General features: G+C 62.4%; 16 protein-coding genes. 11 read left to right on the top strand and 5 right to left on the bottom strand.

Annotation, left to right across the window (positions count from 1 at the left end; genetic code table 11):
- Positions 1 to 55: 55 nt before the first annotated feature.
- A complete protein-coding gene (locus NLN62_RS06460) occupies positions 56 to 1306 on the bottom strand; it encodes an NAD(P)-binding domain-containing protein (RefSeq protein ID WP_254108030.1) in 1251 nt (416 codons plus the stop codon).
- Positions 1303 to 2613 carry an ATP-grasp domain-containing protein gene (locus tag NLN62_RS06455; protein ID WP_254108028.1) on the bottom strand — a complete coding sequence of 437 codons (1311 nt, stop codon included), beginning with the start codon at positions 2611 to 2613 and terminating at the stop codon, positions 1303 to 1305. The genes NLN62_RS06460 and NLN62_RS06455 overlap by 4 nt, the downstream gene beginning before the upstream one ends.
- A gap of 324 nt (positions 2614 to 2937) precedes the next feature.
- Here NLN62_RS06455 and NLN62_RS06450 point away from each other — a divergent pair, with 324 nt between their 5' ends.
- The 7 genes from NLN62_RS06450 (at position 2938) to NLN62_RS06420 (ending at position 11191) form a co-directional block, all read left to right on the top strand.
- Positions 2938 to 3111, top strand: a complete 174-nt coding sequence (locus NLN62_RS06450) for a hypothetical protein (RefSeq protein ID WP_254108026.1) — start codon at positions 2938 to 2940, stop codon at positions 3109 to 3111.
- Between the two features lie 1264 nt (positions 3112 to 4375).
- Complete coding sequence (locus tag NLN62_RS06445) at positions 4376 to 4636, top strand: hypothetical protein (protein WP_254108024.1); 261 nt, start codon at positions 4376 to 4378, stop codon at positions 4634 to 4636.
- A 77-nt stretch (positions 4637 to 4713) separates the two neighbouring features.
- Positions 4714 to 5217, top strand: a complete 504-nt coding sequence (locus tag NLN62_RS53305; protein WP_371932923.1) for a hypothetical protein — start codon at positions 4714 to 4716, stop codon at positions 5215 to 5217.
- A gap of 2250 nt (positions 5218 to 7467) precedes the next feature.
- Positions 7468 to 8358 (top strand): aldose 1-epimerase family protein, encoded by an 891-nt coding sequence (locus NLN62_RS06435; protein ID WP_254108022.1) that lies wholly within the window; start codon positions 7468 to 7470, stop codon positions 8356 to 8358.
- Between the two features lie 241 nt (positions 8359 to 8599).
- Entirely contained in the window at positions 8600 to 9340 is a 741-nt protein-coding gene (locus tag NLN62_RS06430; RefSeq protein WP_254108020.1) for a response regulator transcription factor, read from the top strand.
- Positions 9341 to 9577: 237 nt separating this feature from the next.
- Entirely contained in the window at positions 9578 to 9817 is a 240-nt protein-coding gene (locus NLN62_RS06425) for a hypothetical protein (protein WP_254108019.1), read from the top strand.
- A gap of 78 nt (positions 9818 to 9895) precedes the next feature.
- Positions 9896 to 11191 carry a hypothetical protein gene (locus NLN62_RS06420; protein WP_254108018.1) on the top strand — a complete coding sequence of 432 codons (1296 nt, stop codon included), beginning with the start codon at positions 9896 to 9898 and terminating at the stop codon, positions 11189 to 11191.
- 153 nt (positions 11192 to 11344) lie between these two features.
- On the opposite strand, the gene NLN62_RS06415 is transcribed toward NLN62_RS06420, so the two are convergent.
- On the bottom strand, positions 11345 to 12466 hold the full coding sequence (locus NLN62_RS06415) for a S9 family peptidase (RefSeq protein WP_254108017.1): 1122 nt from the start codon (positions 12464 to 12466) through the stop codon (positions 11345 to 11347).
- Between the two features lie 103 nt (positions 12467 to 12569).
- Positions 12570 to 12941: a cytochrome c family protein gene (locus NLN62_RS06410; protein ID WP_027522736.1), complete on the bottom strand. Its 372-nt coding sequence runs from the start codon at positions 12939 to 12941 to the stop codon at positions 12570 to 12572.
- A gap of 293 nt (positions 12942 to 13234) precedes the next feature.
- Here NLN62_RS06410 and pgm point away from each other — a divergent pair, with 293 nt between their 5' ends.
- From pgm to NLN62_RS06390, 4 genes are all read left to right on the top strand, one after another.
- Entirely contained in the window at positions 13235 to 14881 is a 1647-nt protein-coding gene (pgm, locus tag NLN62_RS06405; RefSeq protein ID WP_254108016.1) for a phosphoglucomutase (alpha-D-glucose-1,6-bisphosphate-dependent), read from the top strand.
- 318 nt (positions 14882 to 15199) lie between these two features.
- A complete protein-coding gene (locus NLN62_RS06400; RefSeq protein ID WP_254108015.1) occupies positions 15200 to 16249 on the top strand; it encodes an aromatic ring-hydroxylating dioxygenase subunit alpha in 1050 nt (349 codons plus the stop codon).
- A gap of 3 nt (positions 16250 to 16252) precedes the next feature.
- Positions 16253 to 17005, top strand: a complete 753-nt coding sequence (locus NLN62_RS06395) for a GntR family transcriptional regulator (RefSeq protein WP_254108014.1) — start codon at positions 16253 to 16255, stop codon at positions 17003 to 17005.
- Positions 17006 to 17014: 9 nt separating this feature from the next.
- On the top strand, positions 17015 to 17995 hold the full coding sequence (locus NLN62_RS06390; RefSeq protein WP_254108012.1) for a PDR/VanB family oxidoreductase: 981 nt from the start codon (positions 17015 to 17017) through the stop codon (positions 17993 to 17995).
- A gap of 615 nt (positions 17996 to 18610) precedes the next feature.
- Here NLN62_RS06390 and NLN62_RS06385 read toward each other — a convergent pair.
- The gene (locus tag NLN62_RS06385) at positions 18611 to 19675 is read right to left on the bottom strand and encodes a transglycosylase SLT domain-containing protein (RefSeq protein ID WP_254108010.1); all 1065 of its coding nucleotides are present in this window, start codon (positions 19673 to 19675) and stop codon (positions 18611 to 18613) included.
- Positions 19676 to 19945 lie beyond the last annotated feature (270 nt).

The following is a 19945-nucleotide window of genomic DNA, read 5'->3' as shown; positions in this document are numbered from 1 at the left end:
TGAGCAGACCCATCCGCCCACAAAGCAGCAACCTCTCCGATGCGGCCGTTGACGATCACTCGGGGCGGGACGCGCGCGCCGGGCGCCAGTACGTCGATTGTTGGGCAGCAAGAAGGCTGGCCCGCGCTGACAGGCGGCGCGAAACCATTCGCGCGCTGTATTCGGCGCCGATCACGAAGCGAAAGAGCGGCCCAAAGCTCATCGCAGAGGAGGGACCGACGAAGTGAAGTCCCGGTACCGACGCTTCGAAGTTGGCGTTCAGTTGCGGCGCGCGCCCAAGGCGTTTGATCGCAGTTCGCAGATCCTGAGAGATGAACATCAGACGTCCAACATCGATTTCATAACCGCTGCCGGCGATGACATGGTCAACCATCAGCCGACGTTCACCTGCTTCATTTGCAAGCCGCAGCTCCAGCGCCACGCGCCCGGACACTTCGCGCGCCTTGACGACAGTTACTCCGAGATGGATCGGCAACCGAGTTTCAACGCGGTCGCGGAGCCACCATGCCCCCTCCGCTGGCAGGTGGCTGTTGACGAACCGCGTTCGCCAGTTGACGGGCACTCGATGCAGCGCGCCCGGAAATTGGGTCAGCGCCTTGGCTTTTAGCCCGCTGCCGAGCCCCGAGATGGGCCAGCGCACGCGCTCCCAGAGACCAGGTTCGCGTGAGGAGCGACCATGCCAGCGAACCGCGCTCTCCCGTACGAGAAGCAGCGGCCGAGCGCCGGCTTCACACAGTAAGGCAGCCGCCTCGAGAGCTGACTGACCCGCCCCAATCACCGCGACATCGCGCCCTCTGAATGCAGCGAAGCTGGTCACCCTGGACGTATGGACCGCAAGATCCGGTGGCAAGGATGCCAGCACTGGCGGGACATGCGCAAAGCCCGACAAGCCCGTCGCAATGACGACCCGGTCTGCGACGAGTCGTTCTCCATCAGACAGAAGGATAGCAAAACCGCTCCCCTGCCGATCGATATGCTCAACCTCGACGGGCTCGGCCCAAGGCACATTGTGTTGCTGGAACCAACGCCCGTATTCCGTGAAATTCGCGATCGAGCACGGCTCGAAAGTCTCAAGACCGCGCGGCTCGTTATAATCAGCGAAGGAATAGCCCGGTGCCGGCGTAGAGAGATTGGTTCCAAAACAGAAGGATTTGAGATAGCGCTCGCCGCCGGCCTCGGCAATATCAGACCAGAATCGCATCGGCTGCCCGAAAATGCGATTTTCGACCTTACGCGCCGAAAGATGGGCGGCGAGGGAAAGTCCATACGGACCGGCTCCGACGATCGCGACGGCGACCCGGCTCATGACAATTCCTGTATGACTGCCCGTGGCGTCCAAGCGGCGTCGAGCGCCGACAGGCGCATGAATCGCGGCAAAGCTTTGACGCCCAGATGTAGCTGCGAGAGCGAATGGATGATGCCAGGAATTGAATCGTTGCCGTCTGCAGCGTAATCGACCGCATCGTCCGCGTGCTTCCTAAGCCAGGCACGCCAATATGCGCGATCCTTGGGCGACATTCGCCTTGTGAGAGCCTGAGCAAAAAGGAACGCCCGCAGGGCAAAGCTATCGCAAAAGACAACTCGCTCATTATCCTGAGCCTGCGCCTTCGCCACCGCTTCGCGCAAGAATGTGGTGTCGCCAACAGCGTCAAGGCACGCAAGGAAAGGAAGCGGCATACCTCGGCGGATATCCATGCCGATCTGATTGAACAGGCGCGGGTTAAAGTCGATAACCGCCCAACGCCCATCAAACAAAACAAATTCAACTTCGAAAATGCCAAAATATTCTAGTTCGCGACAAAGGCGGCGAACTGCCTCTGAAAGTGCCGGGGCTGCCGGCAGCGATTCAAAACAAAGCCCAACCCCCATGGGTTGGGATCGCTGCAACACTTTGGTTGCGCTACGGCTAACAAACAGCTCTCCCGTCCGATCGATGAAGCCCGTCACCGAATGCACACCCTCGCGTCCTACTCGGACAAATTGTTGCAGAATAGGCAAGCGGGCATCAGTCAAAAGCGGCTTGTCAGCCGCCCGCTCGCGATCAACAAACAGCTGGTATTTGTTCAAGAGCTCATTGCTCGAATAGGCCACTATCCCCTTGTCGCTCCTTAGGCGGTGAACATGCGTTCGCGGCTTTATAAGAATCGGATAAGGTAGGTTTGGCGCTAACTTCGCGACATCATCGATGGTTCGTGGGCCCCAGCTCGGCAACACAGTGAGGCCGGCGTTGATTGCAGCATCCGCAAGAAGCTTCTTTTCAAGAATGCGCTGCAAGGTCGCAATGGACGGTTGATACATACAAAAATACCGAGCCAGAAGCTCGGTGTTTTCCGTATACATCCAGGCAGTTTCGTCCGACGTCGGTAGCAAAATTTTACCGGGATCGGCCGCACCAATCGCAACAAGCCGTTCAAGAAACGATGAGCCTTGGCTTTCCGGTGGTGCGGAATAGACGTGTGTCGCATGACGTGACCATGCCGCTGCGTCCAGGCGTTGGCTCGATACGACGCCGACGTCGATATTGCATCTCGCGAGATGGCGGACAGCGGCGATCGTTCCACCAAACGAAGCAGACGCTAAAAGCACAGAAAGATCATTGTTCAAAATACACATTGTACCAATCTTCAAAATAGATTGGGCCCCCAACATGCGGTTGCCAGAACGCCCGGCGGCTCGCGTCGAACATTGAAGTTGCGGCCGCAGTATCGATCAGCGCCGCTCCAACCCGGCGATGCTATGATCCAACCTTTATCAACGTCTATTCGAGTTCGAAATTAACGTAAACCGTTCATCGTAAAAGCGGGGTCTGGTGCGCGGTCGACGAATACCTGGCGTGATATGTCCCACGCCGGATTTGATGATCCGGGCGCGGACCCGCCAGGAGATCCACTCGCCTGAGTGCTTCGCGCCGGCGGGCCATTTTGGAGGATAGCGCTGATGGTTGTTGCGAGCGAACAGGTGATGCTACGAATGCCCGCCTCGCGGATCAAGGCCATCAAGCCGTTGCGAAAAAGTCAGGGTGGCTCGCGCTCGGACGCCATTCGTCAGCTCATCCAACTGGCCCGCAGGCTTGGATTGAGGATCAACGCTAATGCGGCAAATTCGAGGTAGACCGATTGCCCAATCGCATACGCGGCGCCCGTGAGGCATGTTGTCTGCCTGGGCTGATGTTACGGTCGGCCCGGGAAAATTGGCCTCAGCTCTGAGTCGCCTCGAGCTGGGGCCAAAACTTTGAGGACCTCCCTCGCTTCGATCTTCTTTGGTTCTCAGCCACACAACCTGACTGTGCTTTGTCGGTTGTAAGAGAACGGAACGTGTCAGTTCTCGCTCGCCTGCAACCGGTTGCGGTAAAAGCGCCCTGCGGCTTAAATGCGCGGAAGCGGATTGCGACATTGGCGCTGTCTCGTCCCTGCTTACCCTTGCCGATATAATGATTTCGGTCCAGCGCTGCGGCGGCGGGCGTGTGGACGGCTCCGGCGTTTCTGCCAGCCCCGAGCGCCGGGGCCGCTCCCTTCGAGACAAAAGCAAAAACGCCGCCCGCTTAAATCTATCGCGGACGGCAGCGTTCCAGCCCCGGATGGGATGATGCATAATCCCGATGCTGAATGAACCACGCGAAGGTTCAACCGCACACAGCGCCTTCGCATTTTGGAACGAAGGCTTCGGAAGCAGGTTGCCGGTTCGGTGCCTGATCCTGACAGTCAGGTACATGTCTGCGTTGATGATGGCCCCAGCTTTCGCCCTGAGCTGGGGCCTCTTCATTGCCCGCGAGGACGGGCCTGTCACAAACCTGTGGTATGACCATTGCCTAGTCGAAATCAACTGGGATTTCAGTGCCTAGTTAGAAAATACCGCGCTGCCGGGACCTGTATTTCCAGCTCGACAGCGCCTTTTTCAGGATGCGTATTTACGGAGCACCCATGCCACCGAACACCATTGAATTGATCGTTTCCGCTTATGTACGTTTGAAGAACCGCCGAGCATTGGAGGACATGCGTGAACTTCGGCGCCAGTTGCTCGGAGGCCTACAAGCCGCGCCCGGCATCAATCCGCGTCCGGCTCTGAAGCAGGTTGAGGAGGACTTGCGCGTAATAGAGCAAGGGTTAGAGCAGCTCCGACTGCCCCGCGAGCGCAAATCCGAAAGGTCGCGCGGGCGCGTTTAGGCATACGTCAAGTGGAACATACCCGAACACACATCCTCCTGTTGGGGTAGCAAGCGTTCCAAATGGCGAACATCCACGGATCGGGAGCGGAACAACTGTAGCCGCGGGTCATCTGCCAAAGCTTGCAGCAAGTGTAGTGCGATTCTGAGGGGCGGCAGTGGGTCGATCATGATGAGCATCTTCCCGAGAACGAACCGCGCTAGGGCTGGTTCATGAAGCTCACCGCCGATCGTCCCTTCGCCAACCCGGAAACCGCAACGCACAAGCTCATCGAGCTCGCCACCGGCATCGAAGCCGTTCAGGACGGCCGGATCCACATCGAGAGAATCAATGCGCTCTTCCTCTACACGCTGAAGGGCAGCGGCCCGGAGTTCGGCGCACGGATCAAGCACGCGGTCGAGGGCGGATGGCTCGAGCTGCACGAAAGCGGGACCTATGTCCGGCTCCATACTGTAGACAACAAAGCCCCCTAACGCTAAACGCAACGAATGACAGATCGGGGCTGGGCCGCCCATTTGACGAACCGATCAAAGTGCCTGGCGGCGAGCTCATGACGCTGCGCGATGCCGGCGAGCACATCGCCGCCCTGCCGAAGAACGTGCACGACGCCCCCGAATGGCAAGTTGCGATGGAAGCGTTGATCCTGATGGCGGAGCGAGGCGGCCCAACGATGTTCGCCTGGATCGGCATCATGCGAGCTTTGAACCGCAGGAAGCCACTGCCCGTTCAGGATCACGTCGCAAGAAAGCAAAGGCTTATAGGGTTGTCCGGTGACAGTCTTCGTTTACGTCGACACGCAGATGGCCCGGGCTATTGCCGATCCTCGTATCGCTCACATCGGGGATCGCCATGCCTCACCGTAGTGATCTCCTGGAAGTTGTTTTTCGGGTCACAGTGCAATAGCGCATACTCCGACAAATACGGATATGCGACTCGCCAACAGATATTCACGCCTGCCGGCACCTCCCGCGGATACCCACGTATCGTGTACATGCAGACATTGTTGAGGCCCGCATCTGACCTTCTGGGTGTCTCGGTTGTGCCTTGGGCATGAGCCTGGACTAGCGAAGCCAATGCGAAGAACGAGGCAGCGAAAGCGCGCATTTTCGTCTCCTCTTGTTTTCAATGGCAGCAATCGAAGCTTAAGACCCGGCTCGTGCCTGCACAAGGTATCCCTCTTATTACTGTCTCAACATTCTGGTGGAGGGGTTGCTACAAACCGCACGTAACTTTAGTTCTGCCGCGGGACTGAATAGATGCTTCACAAACTCGTTCTTGACCGGCGGGCCGCAGCGTCGAATGCCGCTGAGGCGCCGGGCGCTCTTGCCAATCTTGAAGCGCAACCATCGATGGAACTTCTCGGTATCCGTCGTTGTTGCTATTGAGATGGCCGCTCTACCCGCCGCTCCGAGCCACGAGGAAGCAAAAATACCGAGCCAGAAGCTCGGTATTCTCTGTATACACCCAGGCAGCGTCGTCCGACGTCGGCAACAATATCTTTCCGGGATCGTCCGCACCAATCGCAACAAGCCGCTCAAGGAACGATGAGCCTTGGCTTTCGGGGGGGCTGAATAGACGTGCCCCGCGTGACGTGACCATGCCGCTGCGTCCAGGCGTTAGCTCGATAGGACGCCGACGTCGATTTGCATCTCACGAGGTGGCGGACAGGGGCGATCGCTCCACCAAACGAAGCAGACGCCAAAAGCACTGAAAGATCTTTGTTCAAAATTCACATGGTACCAATCTTCAAAATAGATTGGGCCCCCATCATGCGGTTGCCAGAAAGCCCGGCGGCTCGCGTCGAACATTGAAGTTGCGACCGCGATATCGATCATCACCGCCCAACCCGGCGATGCTATGATCGAGGCTCTATCAGCGTCTATTCGAGTTCGAAATTAACGTAAACGTTCAACTTGGGGCAATGCGGAGCGCGCGCCAATCTGCAGGGATGCCATGCGCGCTCGCGATACAAGGTGCGAAGAATTGGACGTTTACCGGATTCCCTGTTCAGGGCGCACTGATTCCCTGATCACATCCGAAAGTTTCCCTGATATGGCTTCGCGCATTGGTTGGCCGCAAGAGCCGGGATTTGCAGGCGTTTTTTTGCATTTTCGCAGGCGCCCTCGGCGATGTTCAGAGGCCATTTCCCTGCAGAATTCCCTGTTACCAGGGAATGGCGTCTCACTGGCCGATCCTTTCGCACGCCGAGGCGCGTAAGCCGGGCATTCTCATGGATGTTCCGGTTCCTCTCGTGCTAAAGCTTCGACAACTTCAGCTTCCCCGACCCGAGCCGGATGGGCAAAACCATTGAAAGCTCGCACCTAGCTCTCCTGCCTGCGATGGTGCTGGAGGAGTGCGACCAGCTCCTGGAGGCTCTCTTCGAGGTTTGGAACCTGCAAAGATCCAGCATCCGGCTCAGGCCGAGGAGTTTGGACCAGGTGCAAGTTTACGGCGGAAGGCCTTGCGGGTTTCGCCGGCTTCGGCTCGCGAATGGAAATGTCCTGAAACGAGCGCGTGATGTCGTGGTTCGTCCGCCGCCTTGTTGACATTGGCGGTTCAGGCGCAGCATGTCGCGCGCTCGTGCTTTCATCCGGCGACCGCTTGGGTTTGAGCATAGGCGAAATGTAGGGTTGGAATTTCAGGTATTCGGTGTGTCGTTTGCGGGAGATCAGCTCGCGCGTGCCGTAGCCGGCAGCAAAGCCAATCGCGAGCAGAACAAATATGATAAGGAGCCCTACCATCAGCTAAACGCGCTCTCACGATTCTGCCCCAAAGCCAGCCTGCTGTCGTCTATTTCCTGTAATTGACTATTTGAAGGCACGTTGTTTGCCGTGTCTGTGTTGGGCTGCGCTCGTCTTGAAATCGTGGCTGATGTGCCGGCGCTGTCGATCGACAGACACTCCAACCTGGCTGGCGTCGTTAAGTAGCAAAACCACGAAATGCCGAGAGCGCCGATCTTGTTGTTACAATCTCCAGGTTCCGCCATGTGCTCTTAGCTATCGCTATATCGAGTTTGGCCGTCAGCGCGATTGGAGGGCCTTGTTCTTGTTGCGCAGCTCAAAGGCCGACGAGCTTGCTGGCGCCCGGGTACCCGGTCGCGATCACGTGGAGTCCAAGCCCGTTGCATCGTCCTGAAGGAGCTTGCTGCGACACCTGCAGCCAGCGGTGTACCAGGTCTGGCTTGTCCAGGTCGCATCGATCAATCTTGCGCAGACAGTCTGTGCGCGCGGTTGCGCCCTGTCATGGCGCTGGCACGCAAGTTCGCGCTAGTCTCAAGGCCAGAGCTTCTCTGGGATGAATGGCCATGACCGACAATACTCACACAATCCGAAGCGGCGCGCTGACGGCGACCATCAAGGCGCAAGGCGCCGAGCTGTGCTCGCTGAAGCACGAGACGGGCGTCGAGTTCATCTGGCAGGCGGGGCCGGAATGGCCGCGCCATGCGCCGCTGCTGTTTCCGATCGTCGGCCGGCTCAAGAACGACGAGCTGCACCATGGCGGCAAGACCTATCGGCTGACCCAGCATGGCTTTGCGCGCGACCGGCGGTTCACCTGGCTCGAGCGATCGGCATCGCGTTGCGTGCTCGAGCTCACTGACGACGCGGCGACGCGCGCGCTCTATCCCTTCGCGTTCCGCCTGACTGCGACCTGCACGCTTGATGAAGCCGGTCTCGACCTCGCCTTCACGATCACCAATACCGGCGAGGACACCTTGCCGGCCTCGCTCGGCGGCCATCCCGCGTTCAACTGGCCGCTCGCGCCCGATATGTCGAAGGAGAGCTATGCGCTCACCTTCGCGCAGGACGAGCCGTATCCCATCCGCCGGCTCGAAGGTGGACTGCTGCGTGACGCGACGGAGCCGAGCCCGGTCCGCGACAAGGTGCTCGGCCTGTCCGAATCCCTGTTCGCCGCAGACGCGGTGATCTTCGACCGCCCGAACAGCACCTCGGTCCGCTACGCTGCCGGGCAGGGAGCATCTCGGGCATCTTGGGTGGAGATGTCCTGGAGCGGCTTCCGCGAGCTCGGCGTCTGGTCCAAGCCAACGGGCGCGCCGTTTCTCTGCATCGAGCCGTGGCGCGGCACTGCGAGCCCTGTGGACTTCGATGGTGCGTTCGATGAGAAGCCGGGCGTGATGCATATCGCGCCCGGCGCGGAGGAGACGCTGTCGTTCCGGATCCGGGTTGGGACCATGTAGCAGGCCGAGGCTTCAGCGGCCGCGCGGCTTCGCACGTGCTAGGCATTCGTGCGGTGTTCTCTCACCGCTGATATTGTTTGCGCGCGCCGAGGCGCGTACTATCGCGCCATGTTCGCTGGGGCTTTCGAATGCATTGTGAACGAGGGTTCACATCGCGACGCATTGCGTTGCGAGCGCATTTGCGCGGCTGGCTGCGTTCACCATTTCGATGACGTCGAACGTTCAGGGAAAGGCTGACGCCATGGCCGGCTCCGTATCCCAGGACTTGCGATCGCAAGACGCGCGTCGCCCGGACCGCATCGTCGTCGTCGAGGACGATCCGGTGACCCGCGCCATGCTGGTTGGCTATTTCAGCGAGAGCAATTTCGATGTGGTCGGCGCCGGCTCCTGCGCGGAATGCCGCCAGGCGCTACGCGTCCGTACCGATCTCGTCTTGCTCGACGTCCAGCTGCCCGACGGCGACGGTTTTGAGCTTGCCAAGGAGATCCAGGCGCTCAGCAATGCCGGTATCATCTTCGTCACGCGCCGCGACACCGACGTCGACCGCATCCTCGGGCTCGAGATCGCCGGCGATCATTACGTGACCAAGCCGATCAACCTGCGCGACCTGCTTGCGCGGGCGCGCAGCGTGCTGCGGCGGCGTTCGATCGATCGCAAGGCGGCGCGTAACCACAACTCGATTGCTTTTGGTGATTGGATCATCGATCTGATGCGCCGCGAGCTGATGGACGGCGACAGCAAGCCGGTCGCGCTGACCCGCGCCGAGTTCGATCTGCTCGCCGCCCTCGTCGGCGCCGACGGCCGGGCGCTCAGCCGCGACTATCTCATCGAGGTCGTCAGCAACCGTCAGACCGACGTCGACGTGCGTACGGTCGATGCGCTGGTGGCGCGGCTGCGCCGCAAGCTGATCGGCAGCGGAACGCCGGTGATCGCAACCGTCACCGGCGTCGGCTACAAACTCGCGATTAGCGAGCGACTCTAGGCGGACCAGGCGGCTGCAACGCTAGCCCATCCGTTTTGTGGCCAGAGCCGGCGCCGTGCCGTTGAGCGCTTGCTTGTGCACGCAAGCGAGCCATGGAACCGGCGGCGCGGTTGTCCTCAACAGTTCTTGAAATGTAAGGTGGCTCACACCCCGGGCCGGCAGATCGGGCCATCGTTTGCAGCGTCGATGGCAGCAGGCTTTGCCGCGGCGTCGATCCACCAGCCCATGGAGGCAACATTGAGCCACGCTGCAGACAAGGAAGATATCGTCCGCAAATTCCTGGCATCGCGAGCGTTCGACTTCGTCGCGTTCGGAAAGTTCGTCGCCGAGAACGGCGCGAGCCCTGCCAGCGGCCGCGACGGCGAATTCGGCTTCGTCATCGGTCACCGCGTCATCCGCTACTGCATTCCGCCCCAGGCGGAGGTGACCGAAGAGATCGATCCGGCCGTTCTCCGCAACGAAGTCACCCGCCGCTGACGCAGGCCTGATCGCCTAGCGCAGCTTTGGAGTCCACCGCGGCGCGTCAGCTCCGCGATCACCCACCGGGAGGCGGACATGCAGCACCCACAGGAAAGCAAGGTCGCGCTGGATCACAGGCGCGACGTCGACCTCGCTCAGGATCTGGACTTTCGACCGGACCTGCGACGACGTTTGCGGCTGGCGATACGGATCGCCGCGCGCACGGTCCAGTTCCTCGGCGAGGACGGCTTTGACGGCTCGGATCTGCCGGAGGGCAATTTCGCCGCAGAGAAGCCGCTCGCGGAAACGGCCATGCTGCTCCACATCGCAGGCCGGCATGCCTCGCATCCCGGCATTCGCCACGCAATCGACGCGCTGCTCGCCGAACTCTTGCCCCACGCCCGCTCGCAGCAAATGCACTGGGACGTTGCGCGCTATCCATCGGTCTGTCTTCAGCTCGCGACCCCGCACATCATCCTGAGCACGTTCGGTCATCCCGACGACGCCTTCGACACGCTGCTCGCGCAAAGCTGGTCGGCGTCCGCGCGGCCGGGCCACGAGGTGGTGCCCTATCGCGAGCTCGAGATCGGCTGGTTGTTGTCGCTGTGGCTCGACGATCCACCCGGACCCGACTTCGCGCAGGTCGCGCGCAAGACCGCGCTCGGCAACGCAATCGATCTGCTCAACTGCACGCGCGAGGACGCCTACGCGCATACCCATGCGGTGATGTATTTTACCGATTTCGGCAACTGGCAGCCCAGACTGCCGCGGCCGCGTGAAGAATTCCTCGATGAGTCGGCGGCCGTGCTTGCCCGCGCGCTGGTGGTCGAGGATTACGATCTTGCGGCCGAAGCGCTGATGGCCTGGCCGCTGCTCTCGTCGGCCTGGAGTCCTGCCGCCGCGTTCGGCTTCCGCGTCGTGGCCTCGCTCGAGGACAAGGTCGGCTTCCTGCCGGCGGGACGGTCGGCGGCGAGCCAGCTTTTGCGCCTGAGCGGTCACGACAAGACCAGATGCGCGCTCGCGACGTCCTATCACACGGCCTATGTCATGGGCATGCTGTGCGCGGTTGCGCTCAAGACCGGCATGGCCTCGCCATTCGCGATCGCCGGCCCGTGCTATCCGGATACGCGCGCGGCAGATCTCTACGCGCGCATTCCGAAGACCGGCGCGCATTGGGAAGAGGTGTTCGAGCGCCTGCAGGCGGACGAGCAGGCCGCGCTCGCACCCTTCCTGCTCGACGTCGCGCTGATGCAGGCGAGCCGCAGGAGCGATGCTGCCGAGATGGCCGATCTGCTTCACGACGCCGTCACCCATGGCATGGCCAACACGACGCTATGCGCCCAGGCCGCCGAATTCCTGGCACGGCTCGGTGCACTCGTCGGTGGACGCTAGAGCATGATCCGGACCCGAAGGGCCGCGTTAGCGCAAAGTGCCAAGCGGTTTTCCCTCGCGACAATTGCGGAACGCGTTTGCGCGGAGATCATGCTCAAACAAGAATCCAAAGCGCGATGACGATTGATCCGATCTCATCGCGCTTTAGAAGCGTCAGCGCGCGGATGCCGCCTGGCCGCCCGCGAGCCGGTCGTCGACGGCATAGAGGCTGCAATCGGTCGCCCATTTGCCGCAGGCCGCGAGCGCATCGCGCTGCGCGTCGTCGGTCGTGGCGCGGCCGGAGCGCCAGCCGAAGGCGCCTTTGGATGCGACCGCGAACGCCTTGTGCGGATTGATGCTGGCGAGATAGCGCGAAAACTCGTCCTTGCCCGAACCTGAGACCTGCCCGGGCGCCGGCAGCGGATCCGGCGGGCTCAACGTCTCGCGGCTGCCCAGCCCGCGCTCGCGCAAGAATGCGTCGACCAGCGGCGTCCACAGCGGGCGCGTCACGGCGGAATAGAGATAGTGGCCGTCATCGCCATAGGCGGGCGCATCGACGAACTTGGCATTGCCGCCGCCGCCGCGGAACGCGTCGTAGAAGCGATGCGCCAGCACTGGCGCGAAGAACAGGTCATTTGCGGCATAGACCCACAGCATCGGCACGCGCGAGGTCTTGCCGAAGGTCGCGAAGGCCTGCACGAGGTCATCCGCATTGCAGACGAAATTGTCGCTGGACGAGCCGCGGCCGCCGGCAAAGTTGATCGCGCCGACGAGCCCGGGCGGTGCCTGCGCGGTCAGCGCCACCGTGGCAAGCCCGCCCGCGGAATGGCCGACCGCGATCATGCCGGCCGTCGTGACGTCGCTCCGTCGCGCCATCGCATCGATCGCGGCGCGCAGGTCGGCGACGGCAACCGCGGTGGCCGGCAGATAGGCGGCACGGGCGCAGGGGCCAAGGCTGTCGACCCGGTCGCCGGGCGAAGTGCCATAGCCGCGTCGCAGCACGATCAGCGCGGCAAATCCGCGCCGGGCAAACTCCAGCGCGATGGCATGGTATTTGTGCGCCGACGTTGTCGCGCGGTCGTCGAAGTCCCGCGGCGTGCCATGGCTGAGCAGGGCGAGCGGATAGCGCCTGGACGCAGCGGGCCGCACCAGGAAGGCCTCCAGCCCCTGCGGCCCCGCTGCCGCCATCGGGATGCGGAGATCCTCGGTGTAGAACTCGGCAGCATTCGCGTGGGCCGCTACGCCCGCGATGGCGAGCAGGCAGAGCACGGGCACAAGCCGGCGCGCGAGGTCCATGGGCGGGATGATTCTCCGTGGCCGCGCGAGACCATAGCAGAGCCGCACGATCCGGCGAACGGGCGTTCACCGGATTTGCCGGCCGCCTGCCAGCTTCAATCGCTTACTTCAGCGTCTGAAGATAGGCGATGACGTTGCTGCGCTCGGTGGGGTCCGGCAGCCCCTTGAAGAACATCTTGACGCCGTGGACGTCGCCACGGGGATCGGCGAGGTAGGTGTCCAGGGCGCCCGGCGTCCAGACCTCCTTGTTGGCCTTCATCGCCTCAGAATAGGCGAAGTCGGGGACGGCGGCCGGCTTGCGTCCAACGACATTCCAAAGACTTGGGCCGACCTTGTTCACCCCGATCACGCTCGCGTGGCAGTTTGCACAGGTTCGCTCGAAAACGGTCTTGCCGGCGGCCGGATCGCCGTCCGCGGCGAGGGCTGACGAGACGACGCTCGCCAGCATGAGCGCGAAAATCTGACGTCCAATCATAATCTGCTCCCTTCGGGACCTGCCGGTGAAACTCCCGCAATTCCCGGCACTTCAGTGATCAAACGGGAAGCAGCGTGCCGATATGGCGTGGCAGCGTCTTTGTCCTGCATCAACCGACATCCGGCACCAAAGTACGAGATCGCCACTGCCGGTGGATCGTCCCGTGGCGGATGGGCGTTGTCGGTTGGTCGTTGGCTGGTGCGCCGCGCTGACGGGTCCGGCAACCGGCTTGGCGATGGCCTGACCGATGGTATGGTGTTCTAGGCTGTCGTTTGAAAGTGCGAGGAGTTGCAGTGGCAGAAGTCGATCCCGCGGCGGGTAAGCCGGTTGCGCCGAGCGCGCTTGCCAATGTTCCAAGGCTTGTCACGGCCTATTTCGCCAACAAGCCGGATCCGGCCGATCCGGCCCAGCGGGTGGCATTCGGAACGTCAGGCCATCGCGGCACCTCGCTGAAGAATTCGTTCAACGAGGGCCATATCCTCGCAACGACGCAGGCGATCTGCGACTACCGGCGTGAGAAGGGGCTGACCGGTCCCTTGTTCATCGGCATCGACACCCATGCGCTGGCCGAGCCCGCGCTGGTCAGCGCCATCGAGGTATTCGCCGCCAACGGCGTCGACGTCATGGTCGACCAGGCCGGCGGCTACACGCCGACGCCGGTGATCTCGCACGCGATCCTGTCCTACAACAAGGGGCGGACGAGTGGCCTCGCCGACGGCGTCGTCATCACGCCGTCGCATAATCCGCCGGAGGACGGCGGCTACAAATACAATCCGCCACATGGCGGTCCCGCCGACACCGACGTCACCGGCGTCGTCGAGAAGCGCGCCAACGCCTTGCTTGCCGACGGCCTGAAGGGCGTCGCGCGCATGGACTACGCGAAGGCGCTCAAAACCTCCTCCGTCCACGCGTTCGATTTCGTCACGCCTTACGTTGCCGATCTCGGCAATGTCGTCGATCTCGCGCTCGTCAAATCGGCCGGCGTCAACATCGGCATCGATCCGCTCGGCGGCGCCGCCGTGCATTACTGGCATCCGATCATCGAGCGCTACGGCCTGAAGGCGACGGTGGTGAACGAGGCGATCGACCCGACCTTCCGCTTCATGACGGTGGATTGGGACGGCAAGATCCGCATGGACTGCTCCTCGCCCTATGCCATGGCGAGCCTGATCCACATGAAGGACCGCTTTGACGTCGCCTTTGCCAACGACACCGATGCGGATCGCCACGGCATCGTGACGCCAACCGGCGGCTTGATGAACCCCAACCATTATCTTGCGACCGCGATCGCGTACCTGTTCGCGCATCGGCCGCACTGGGGCAGGGATGCCGCGATCGGCAAGACCGTGGTCTCGAGCTCGGTGATCGATCGCGTCGCCAAGAAGCTTGGCCGCAAGCTGGTCGAGACCCCCGTCGGCTTCAAATGGTTCGTCGATGGCCTGGTCACCGGCTCGTTCGGCTTCGGCGGCGAGGAGAGTGCAGGGGCCTCGTTCCTCAAGCGCGACGGCACGGTGTGGACCACCGACAAGGACGGTATCATCCTCGGCCTGCTCGCCGCCGAAATCCTGGCCAAGACCGGTCGCGACCCGAGCCAGCTCTTTGCGGACCTCACTACCGAGCTCGGGGTGCCCCATTACGAGCGCATCGACGTCGCCGCCACCGCCGCCCAGAAGAGCGTGCTGAAGTCGGTAACCCCCGAGCAGCTCGGCCTGAAAGACCTTGCCGGCGACCCCGTCCGGGCCACGCTGAGCAAGGCTCCCGGCAATGGCCAGCCCTTCGGCGGCATCAAGGTCGAGACCGATTACGGCTGGTTCGCAGCCAGGCCCTCCGGCACCGAGGATGTCTACAAGATCTACGCCGAGAGCTTCCGCAGCACCGATCACCTGCACCGCATCCAGCAGGAGGCCCAGGCCGGGCTGAAGAAGGTGTTTGGGGCGTAACTCCCTAGACCGCGAGCCTCGCTCCCACCACGGCGACGCTGTGCTCCCTCTCCCGCCTGCGGGAGAGGGCCGGGGTGGGGGTGTCTCGGCGTTGGGATTATCCGAGATTTGCGGAGAAAATCCCTGGGCGGAGAGAGCCCTCACCCGTGCCTTCGGTACGACCTCTCCCGCAGGCGGGAGAGGTCACACTGAGCCTGCGGCCAATCCCTGCAACCTGTATACATAAAACGGCATAGAGGTATTTTAAAACCTCCAATTTTTCCGTTTCGCGTGCTATTGTATACATAACGTATTCATAAGCCCCTGGGAGAGAGACCGGTGACAAAACCATTCCCGATGAATGCCTGGTACGCCGCCGCCTGGGACGCCGAGGTGAAGCAGGCGCTGTTGCCGCGGACGATCTGCAGCAAGCATGTGGTGATGTACCGGAAGGCCGATGGCGGCGTGACGGCGCTGGAGGATGCCTGCTGGCACCGCCTGGTGCCGCTTTCCAAGGGCCGGCTGGAAGGCGACACCGTCGTCTGCGGCTATCACGGCCTGAAATACAACGCGCAAGGCCGCTGCACCTTCATGCCCTCGCAGGAGACCATCAACCCGTCGGCCTGCGTCCGCGCCTATCCGACCGTCGAGCGCCATCGCTTCGTCTGGCTGTGGATGGGTGATCCCGCGCTGGCCGATCCTGCGCTGGTGCCGGACATGCACTGGAACGACGATCCGGCCTGGGCGGGCGACGGCAAGACCATCTACGCGAAATGCGATTACCGCCTCGTGGTCGACAACCTCATGGACCTCACGCACGAGACCTTCGTGCACGGCTCTTCGATCGGCAATGACGCGGTGGCCGAAGCGCCGTTCGACGTCACCCATGGCGAGAAGACGGTCACGGTGACGCGCTGGATGCGCAACATCGAGCCGCCGCCGTTCTGGGGCAGGCAGCTCGGCAAGCCCGGCCTCGTCGACCGCTGGCAGATCATCCGCTTCGAGGCGCCGTGCACGGTGACGATCGACGTCGGCGTGGCGCCGACCGGGACCGGCGCGCCGGAAGGCGACCGCTCGCAGGGCGTCAACGGCTTCGTGCTCAACACCATCACCCCTGAGACCGAGAAGACCTGCCATTACTTCTGGGCCTTCGCGCGCAACTATCGCCTTGGCGACCAGCGCATCACGACCGAGATCCGCGAGGGCGTCACTGGCATCTTCCACGAGGATGAGCTGATCCTCGAAGCGCAGCAGCGCGCGATGGATGAAAATCCGGATCGCGTCTTCTACAACCTCAACATCGACGCCGGCGCGATGTGGTCGCGGCGGTTGATCGACAAGATGGTCGCGAAGGAAAACGGGCCGCAACATCTTCAGGCCGCGGAGTAGGTCATGGCCGAGCGCGAGGTCGATCGCTCCGTCTCGCAGACCGTGAAGGCGCAGCTCGCGCTGCGCGACCAGATCCTGTCGGGGTCCTTGCGTCCCGGCGAGCGCATCTCCGAGCTCCAGGCGGTCGAGACCACGGGCGCCTCGCGCACGCCGGTGCGCATGGCGCTGGTGCGGCTGGAGGAGGAAGGCCTCCTTGAGGCGATCCCCTCCGGCGGCTTCATGGTGAAGGCCTTCTCCGAGCGCGACATCCTCGATTCCATCGAGCTGCGCGGCACGCTGGAAGGGCTCGCCGCACGCTTTGCCGCCGAGCGCGGCGTTTCCGCGCGCGAGCTCGAGCCGCTGAGGGAGTGCCACGCCGCGATCGACGAGCTGTTGCGCCAGGTGCCGATCTCGGTCGATGCCTTCTCGTCCTATGTCTCGCTGAATGCGCGCTTCCATGCGCTGCTCACCGAATTGTCGCGCAGCCCGCCCTTGATCCGGCAGATCGACCGCGCCTCGGCGCTGCCGTTCGCTTCGCCCAGCGGCTTCGTGATGGCGCAATCGGCGCTGCCGGAGGCGCAGCAGATTTTGATCATCGGGCAGGAGCATCATCGCATCGTCATCGACGCCATCGAGAACCGGGAAGGCGCCCGCGCCGAAGCCATCATGCGCGAGCATGCGCGGCTCGCCGTGCGCAATTTGCGACTTGCGCTGCGCAACCGGACGCATCTGGACCTGCTGCCGGCGCTCGCGCTGATCAAGTCCGCAACCGAATAGGGGAGTGCCATGCGATTCATCGAAACCTGGACTCCGGCAACGCTGGTCGAGACCCGCGAACTTTCGCCCAGCATTCGCGAATTCCTGATTCTGCCGGATCAATTCGACGGTGCTGCCTATCCGGTCGGCAGCCACATCAACGTCGCCGTGACCATCAATGGCCAGCCGGAGACGCGGTCCTATTCGCTGGTCGGCGAGGCCGATCCCCGTGGTTTCAGGATCGCGGTGCGCCGTGCCGAGGATTCCCGCGGCGGCTCGCGCTACATGTGGTCGCTCCAGCCGGGCGCGCGGCTCGACGTTACGATGCCCTCGTCGCTGCTGTCGGTCGACTGGAGCCGCAAGCACTATTGCCTGGTCGCCGGCGGCATCGGCATCACGCCGATCGTCGGTGCCGCGCAGGCGCTGGTCCGGCGGGACGCCGGCGTGACGCTCCATTATGCGGTGCGCTCGCGTCAGGATGCCGCCTATATCGATCATCTCACCGCGCTATTGGGCGACCGTCTGGTCGTCCATGCCAGCGACGAGGGAGGGCGGCTCGATCTCGACGCGCTGTTCGCCGCACTGCCGCCGGACGCACTGGCGCTGTTCTGCGGCCCGATGCGCATGCTGGATGCTGCGCGCCATGCCTGGCTCGGTGCAGGGCGCCCGCTCTCCGATCTGCGCTATGAGACCTTCGGCTCCAGCGGCTCGCTGCCGACGGAGGCGTTTCGCGTCCGCCTGAAGGGCTCGGATGTCGAGTTCGAAATCCCGCGCGAACGCTCGATGCTGGACGTGCTCAACGCCGCCGGCCACGAGGTGATGTACGACTGCAAGCGCGGCGAATGCGGCCTGTGCGCGATAGACGTCGTCGACGTCGATGGCGAGATCGACCATCGCGACGTCTTCTTCAGCGATCATCAGAAGCAGGAGAACCAGAAGATCTGCGCCTGCGTGTCGCGCGCCCGCGGCACCATCACCGTGGATACGCTGCACCGGGCGGACGCGATCTAGCGCGTGTACATATAGACGCAACTTTTAAACGCAACTTTGCCCCTTCGGCGCTCACGTCTGCTTACCCCCAACAGCGGTGCGAGAGCGGACAATCCGGGACCGCGGCTTTGAGCCAGGAGCGGTCATTTCACGCAAGTAGCGAGCGAATTAGCTTGCCATGCGTTGAGTCCTTTAGCACTCTCTGGGAAGGAGGCCGAGGCATGAAAATAATGACCGTCGCGTGCACTCTCGGAACGGCCCTAGTGCTGTGTAGCTTGGGGACGTCTGGTGCTGCAGCCCAAGTGCGGAAGGCCCAAGTCGTTCGCGAACCACGGCAGAGGCTTGTCGTCACGGTGCCCGTGTTAAGGCCAACTCCTTGGGATTATTATATTGTTCCACGGTATCGCTATCGCCCTCAGGACGACCGGGTTGATCCAAACGGACCGCCACCAAGTCTTGGCTCATCCGTCCCGCCGCTGGCGTCGGATCTGCGCTTCTATGAGGGGTGGCCATACTACTGGTGAACAAGGATCGCGCCGAGGAAGATTGCATTCTGGGTGATGTGGCGATCGGCGACGCGGAACTGAATGGGAACGCCGGGATACAACCGCGCATCGTGATGCTGCCTAGTGGGTTCTATCTTGAGCGTTCGGCCGCCGCAGTTTGCACTGGATAGCGGGCATAGAGCGTGTCGACGCGGTCCCGCCACATCGCGACGAACGCGCCCGAGGTGAGACTATCGACCGACTTCCATTCGCGTTTGACCGCCGGCAGCGTGTTGCCCCAGATGGCGCGCTTGCACCATCGCTCGCCCTTCGCCGAGCCCTCCTGAGTTGCGCACATCGACTTCCAGGCAATCCGCTGCGGATGGCTGATGTGTTCGGCGGCTCCTTCCCAGCCCTGCTGGTGGATCAGGTAGAGATCGGAAAACGTCGGCTGCTTGTGCGTTATTACTTCGAATAGCGCAGCCTCGGTGATGAACTTGTAGGCGGCGCCCATCGCGTTGTCGCGAGGATTGAGGATGTCGCCCGATCCGTATTTGCCGAATTCATACTTGCTCAGCTGGAACAGGCCGATATAGGAGCCGGTGCGTTGCTTAGGATTGAAATCGGATTCGATTTTGGCGACCGCCTTCATGAAATTGGCATCTATACCGAACGCCTTGGCCGCGTGTTCGATCTCCTGGATGGGCGTTCCGAGCGGAACGCCGCTCAACGCCGACAGAGCGATCTTCGCGGGTTTGTCCGGCGGCGGGATTTCCGAGTAGATGTAGTATTTGAGATACGACGGTTCGCCTTCGTCCGGATTGGGTGAGGCAGCGCGCGGACGGTCCTGCTGTGGCGTTGCCGAGTTCTCGGGCGGCGCTGCCTCAAGGCTGGCGACCTGCAACATTGGCTCTTGCCGCGGCGTACTGGTTGAATCGGACGGCATCACCGCGTCCGGCGCGGCAGCGTTGAATCCCGCCGCGACGATCGCATTAGCTGATGATCTTGTATCGAATTTCGCTTCGATGACCGGAGTCGGAAACGCTGCGCCGGCATTTGTCAGAACCGTCGTCACATTCAGCGGGATGGCGCTGAACGCATCGGCGATTCTCGCATTCGGCGTTGCGACGCTCGGGCGCGATACCGCGATCTGATGCGCGGCAAGCGAAGTCGCGGTCAGCGCGCCGGCAATGCAGCTTGCGTGCCAAATTTTCAATGTCGCCAGCCGCGCGGCCGCGGTCCCCCCGTTCACATCCCCAACTTGGTACGCAGGTTAAGGAGGCGAAGGGAAGACAATATGGCGCACCTGTGGCGTAGATGCGGTCAGTCTCGGCCGTGTCGCCAAGATAATGCCTAATTGGAAGCTGCGGTCTTGATGCGCGTCCTGCCGAGGAGCAGGACGGGCGCCATGTCGCACAACCGTCGCTAAACAACGCATCTTCGCGCGTTAGCGCGTCGAGACCGACGCCGTCCGGTTTGCCGCCGA

Origin of the sequence: Bradyrhizobium sp. CCGUVB23 (assembly GCF_024199885.1) — a bacterium.
GTDB lineage: Bacteria > Pseudomonadota > Alphaproteobacteria > Rhizobiales > Xanthobacteraceae > Bradyrhizobium.
The sequence above is the reverse complement of the archived record's forward strand: the minus strand, read 5'-3'. Positions and strand labels throughout refer to the sequence as shown.